The sequence below is a fragment of the Bradyrhizobium sp. CCBAU 11357 genome, from assembly GCF_028128865.1.
In the GTDB taxonomy this organism is placed as follows: Bacteria; Pseudomonadota; Alphaproteobacteria; order Rhizobiales; family Xanthobacteraceae; genus Bradyrhizobium.
In genome coordinates this window covers 1,341-6,236 of the sequence record NZ_LBJW01000003.1, presented here as the reverse complement: position 1 = coordinate 6,236, position 4,896 = coordinate 1,341, and the positions used below count along the sequence as shown (strand labels likewise).

General features: G+C 62.0%; 3 protein-coding genes and 5 pseudogenes. 5 read left to right on the top strand and 3 right to left on the bottom strand.

The features are described from left to right. From XI05_RS00290 to XI05_RS00280, 3 genes and pseudogenes are all read right to left on the bottom strand, one after another. The coding region (locus XI05_RS00290; RefSeq protein WP_271497745.1) for a hypothetical protein at positions 1-90 on the bottom strand (90 nt) is incomplete at its 3' end. Continuing rightward, positions 63-203, bottom strand: a pseudogene (locus tag XI05_RS00285) (IS3 family transposase); the annotation flags it as partial. The gene XI05_RS00290 and the pseudogene XI05_RS00285, both read right to left, overlap by 28 nt. A gap of 52 nt (positions 204-255) precedes the next feature. Further along, a pseudogene (locus XI05_RS00280) lies at positions 256-973 on the bottom strand (transposase); the annotation flags it as partial. Between XI05_RS00280 and XI05_RS00275 the strand changes: the two are divergent. The 5 genes and pseudogenes from XI05_RS00275 to XI05_RS00255 form a co-directional block, all read left to right on the top strand. After that, a pseudogene (locus XI05_RS00275) lies at positions 933-1,211 on the top strand (transposase); the annotation flags it as partial. The pseudogenes XI05_RS00280 and XI05_RS00275 overlap by 41 nt on opposite strands. A 366-nt stretch (positions 1,212-1,577) precedes the next feature. After that, a pseudogene (tnpC, locus tag XI05_RS00270) lies at positions 1,578-2,198 on the top strand (IS66 family transposase); the annotation flags it as partial. After that, entirely contained in the window at positions 2,134-2,586 is a 453-nt protein-coding gene (locus XI05_RS00265) for a GNAT family N-acetyltransferase (protein ID WP_442869216.1), read from the top strand. The pseudogene tnpC and the gene XI05_RS00265, both read left to right, overlap by 65 nt. Positions 2,587-2,843: 257 nt before the next feature. Further along, positions 2,844-3,171, top strand: a pseudogene (locus tag XI05_RS00260) (transposase); the annotation flags it as partial. Positions 3,172-3,759: 588 nt separating this feature from the next. Further along, the coding region (locus tag XI05_RS00255; RefSeq protein ID WP_271497743.1) for a ribonucleoside-diphosphate reductase subunit alpha at positions 3,760-4,896 on the top strand (1,137 nt) is incomplete at its 3' end.

The following is a 4,896-nucleotide window of genomic DNA, read 5'->3' as shown; positions in this document are numbered from 1 at the left end:
TTCAGCCGTGTGTTCTCGTCCTCCAGGGTCTTCAGCCGCTTGGTCTCCGACACCACCATTCCACCGAACTTCGCCGTTCCATTTGTAGATGCTGGCGTCGCTGACGCCATGCTTGCGGCACAGATCAGCGACGACACGCCGGCCTCATGCTCCTTCAAAATCCCGATGATCTGCTCTTCCGAAAAGCGGCTGCGTCGCTTCATGCTCTGGTCCTTGTAGTGGGCCAGAACGAACTTCAAACTGGATTAACCCCGGCAAGGTCTCCCCTTCGTTCGTTTGTCCAGTCGTGACTGCGACGTCCAGAATAACGCCGACCTTGTTATCGACGGCAGCGTGCTGCTTGTAAGCGGACTCCAGCCGCCGGTTTCGGGCATTGGTGGCCAATGTCGCATCCAGATCGGTGGTGCAGATCTTCTTTTGCCGCTTTGCCGGCCCTTCCTCTCAGCCTCGCTTTCATCTTCGCTTTGATTCTCACTCAGCACATCCACCACATGCCTGCTCGGTGAGGCTGTCCCAACTCACGTTGGCGCGGATCAGCGACGCATCGATATGAACCACTTCGGCTTTGCGATCTTGGCCTTCACACAGGCCTCGACAGTCCGTTTAAAGATCCTACGGAATCGCTCTTCTTCCCAGCGCTGGCGGATGCGCGTCAGGCTGGAATGGTGCGGTAGCTACTCGTGCAGGCCATGACCAGCAAACCGGCGAATCGCGATGTTGACCTAAGCCTCCCGCATCAGCCTGCGATCGTGTACATGCCGGTGAGCAGACCCGCCAGCATCAGGCGTACCGCGCCTTCCGGATCCATGCCTGGGACCTTCGTTCGCGCAATAGCAGACGGAGACCTCTTTCTTAGCCAAGACAGGTCGAGCACACGATCGACCTGCGGCAGCACGTGCTCATCTGGGACGAGCTGTTTGAGCGAGCCAGTGATGAAGAGCTCCAACCGATCCCGCTCCTTGCGCCCCAGCATCTCGTTTGCTCCGCCGATCGCGAATCGCCGACGAAAACGGAATCAACCAATTGCAGCTTTCCAACGACCCCGCGTGCACTTCATACGCAACGCGCTGGCGCATGCCGGCAAGAGCGGACGACGCGTCGCCTCCACGTTCATCGCCACTGCCTGCGCCCAGGACGATGCCGAGGCGGCGCGGGCGCAGTGGCGGCGCGTCGCCGACCAGCTCCGCCCCAAGCTGCCGAAGCTCGCCACCTTCCTCGACGAGTGGCCGATGCCGCCGAACGTGGTGACCACACGCCCTCAGCTACACCACGCCAGGGGAGTACGTCATGCCAAGCTGATGATTGCTTGTGGGTGCAAGTCCCATCCGGCCAAAGCCGAAGCAGGCAAGCCGGGACCGAGTCTTGCGGGCGTCGCGGCAACGCGGGTTCGAAGTGTAGACAGGAGCAAGCGGGGTGCGGGAATGAGCCTCGAAGGGTGGATGTTCGCGGAGCCTGTGTTCCCTAATCACGAAGGCAGCATGAGCATCGTCGTTATGCGAGACGATGCCGCTCCGTCGGGGTCGATGGCCGCATCACGCATGGAAGGCAATCATCGGAACATGAGAGGCCGACCAGCTCCAGAAGGCCGGGCGGAGCGCGCACGCAAGCGCCGCAACAATCGCGGAGCACTACCGGCGCATCTGCCGCGGATCGAGGTCGTCGTCGACATCAACGACAAGACCTGTCCGTGCTGCAGGGGCGACTTGCACCCGATCGGCGAGGACAGGAGCGAGCGGCTGGACATGGTGCCGGCCCAGTTCCGCGTTGTCGTCACCCGGCGTCCCCAATACGCTTGTCGCGCTTGCGAGGATGGCGTCCTGCAGGCCGAGGCTCCGGCCCGGCTGATCGAGGGCGGACTGCCGACGGAGGCAACCGTCGCCCAGGTTCTAGTGTCCAAATATGCCGATCATCTGCCGCTCTACCGGCAGGCCCAGATCTATGCCCGCCAGGGCATCGCTCTCGATCGATCGACACTGGCAGACTGGGTGGGGCATGCCGCCTTCCATCTGCGCCCGCTGCATGAGCGCCTTCTCACGGTGCTTCGCGCGAGGTCCAAGCTGTTCGCCGACGAGACGACGGTGCCGGTGCTCGATCCCGGTCGAGGGCGCACCAAGACCGGTCAGCTCTGGGCCTATGCCGCCGAGGACAGGCCCTGGCGCGGCCCCGATCCGCCCGGTCTTGGTGCTATCCCTGCGCCCGGAGATCACGGAGGATATGGCACACTTGCGGCGGAGAATGGCCGAACATCATCTCCACGAGCCACATTGGTATCTGCCACTCATTCCCGTCGGTCCGAACTGGGTCGGAAAAGGGCTTGGTACGTTGCTGACGAAATACGCCCTTCAACCATGCGATGAGGACGGCATTGCCGCCTACCTCGAAAGCTCGAACCCTGAAAACATTCCCTTTTACCAACGTCACGGCTTCAAGGTCGTTGGTGAGATACAACACGGTTCCTCGCCGCCGCTCACGCCAATGTTGCGAACGGCTTCATTCCGACACAGCAAAGCCACGCCGCCTTATCGGCTCCGTCACCCAGATTCAAGCATAGCTCCGCCTCATCCCGTTAGGATTGATTGGCGATAACCTGACATGACCGCGTTCGGTTGAGGACGGCTTATGTTCGAGGCCAGACAACTGAGCACGTGGGGCGGCTCGCCCGGCCTGCGAAGGCGTCAAATCCACTAAGCGTGGGACATTGCCACGGGTGGCTGCATCGATTGCTGGTCGCGCTCCAGACAATCTTGATCTAAGGGCCACAGAAAGCGATGAATGGCGAGACGCGTGTGGCAACCGAAATCCGATCCGGCCCAACTCAATTCACGGACCGCGAACCGATCGATGCCAACATTCAGGATGGTGCTGCTCCCCTGTTGCAGAATTTGCGAGGCCGCGGCTTGAGCACATCTTTGCCGATCGGATCTATCGCGGCAAACAGCTCGTCAAGCACTCTCCCAGTGCGGGCCGTGGACGATCGAGATCGTCGAGCGACCGCCCCGCGTCAAAGGCTTCCACTCCTGCCCAGGCGCAGGGCGGTCGAGCGCACCTTTGCACGGCTCGGCAGATGTCCGCGCCTCTGCAAAGACTTCGAAGGTTCCGCCCCCGCCGAGCTCGCTTGGCTGCTCGTCCCCCATTCTGAGGCTCCTAACTCGCCGATTGGCCAGTCCATGAGACGCCTATGCTTTTTGAGTGAGGCCCTTCAGGACAGGCGCTCGGCGAATTTCGAACCTCGACATCGGGGCTGCACCAACTCGTTAACTTGACGGTGCCGCCTTGACGAGTCCCGCAGCTGCGCGTATATGTGGTACCGTCACGGTATTCCATTCCCATATATGGTAGAATGGAAGCTAGAAGGGAACCCAATGCGTCGGCAGCGGCCATTGCGATAGCGCCGGGAAGGCCGACAGCCGCAGCGACCCGCTAGCCAGGAGATCGCCGCGACAGAACACATGTCCTCGGGCCGGGTGCCCCGGTGATCGCTTGCTGCAGGGGACATTTGCCCAGTCTCCTCGCAAATCGTCCGCACGGTCCAGGCCCCAAAATATCGCGGGGGTGCCGGTGTCGCCGTCTTACAACTTCGATCAGTATGGTCATCTCATTGAGCTGCCGAGTGTGCGGCAACCCCGTTCGCAGGCAAAGCCTACCAAGCCTGAGCCGTGTCTTGTGCGGCCCCCAGCATCGCCGGCTCCCCTGCCGAAGCCCCTGGCGCCATCGCCCACGCCGTCTGACATCCCCCTCGATTGGTCGCGGGACGACCTGGTGACGTCGTTCGGTAAGTTGACGCTGACCGACCGTTATCTGCTTCCCGGCGAAGGCATCCAGGACATGTTCGCCCGAGTGTCTTGCGCCTTCGCGGACGATGTTGCGCATGCTCAACGTCTATATGATGCGATGTCTCGGCTGTGGTTCATGCCGGCCACACCGGTGCTCTCCAATGGCGGCACCACGCGCGGCCTTCCGATCTCGTGCTTCCTTAACTCAGTGCCGGACTCGCTCGAAGGCATCGTCGGCACCTGGAACGAGAACGTCTGGCTTGCTTCCAACGGCGGCGGCATCGGTACCTACTGGGGCAATGTTCGCTCGATCGGCGAGGAGGCGAGGGGCGGCGTCACCTCGGGCATCATCCCGTTCATCCACGTCATGGACGGCCTCACCCTGGCGATCAGCCAGGGCTCGTTGCGGCGCGGCTCGGCGGCGGTCTATCTCGATATCCACCATCCCGAGATCGAGGAGTTCCTCGAGATCCGCAAGGCGTCTGGCGACTTCAACCGCAAGAGCCTCAACCTGCATCACGGCATCAACGTCACCGACGAGTTCATGCGTGCCGTGGGTGCCGGCACCGCAGTCGCTCTGCGCAGCCCGAACACTAACGAGGTTGTCCGCGAGATCGATGCCCGCCAGCTGTGGCAACGCATCCTTGAGAACCGGCTGCAAACCGGCGAGCCTTATCTCTTGTTCATCCACACCGTGAACCGCGCGCTCCCCAAGCACCAGCGCGAGCTCGGCCTCAAGGTCTCGACCTCCAACCTGTGCAGCGAGATTACCCTGCCGACCGCCATCGATCACCGCGGCGAGGAGCGCACAGCGGTGTGCTGCCTGTCGTCGCTCAACCTCGAGACCTGGGACCAGTGGAATAAGGAGCCCGGCTTCATCGAGGACGTCATGCGCTTCCTTGACAACGTGCTCACCCACTTCATCGCGGTGGCGCCGGACGGAATGAAGCGTGCCCGCTACGCCGCCCTGCGTGAGCGCTCCGTTGGCCTCGGCGTCATGGGCTTCCACTCGTTTCTCCAGGTCAAGGGCATTCCAATGGAGGGTGCCTTGGCCAAGTCATTCAATCTGAACATCTTCCGAAAACTTCGTCGCGATGCCGATGCGGCATCCGTGGCGCTCGCT

What these genes read in the sequence shown, in the direction of transcription:
- XI05_RS00265 (WP_442869216.1), top strand. Translation starts at nt 2,134, where the DNA reads ATGCCGCCGAGGACAGGCCCTGGCGCGGCCCCGATCCGCCCGGTCTTG.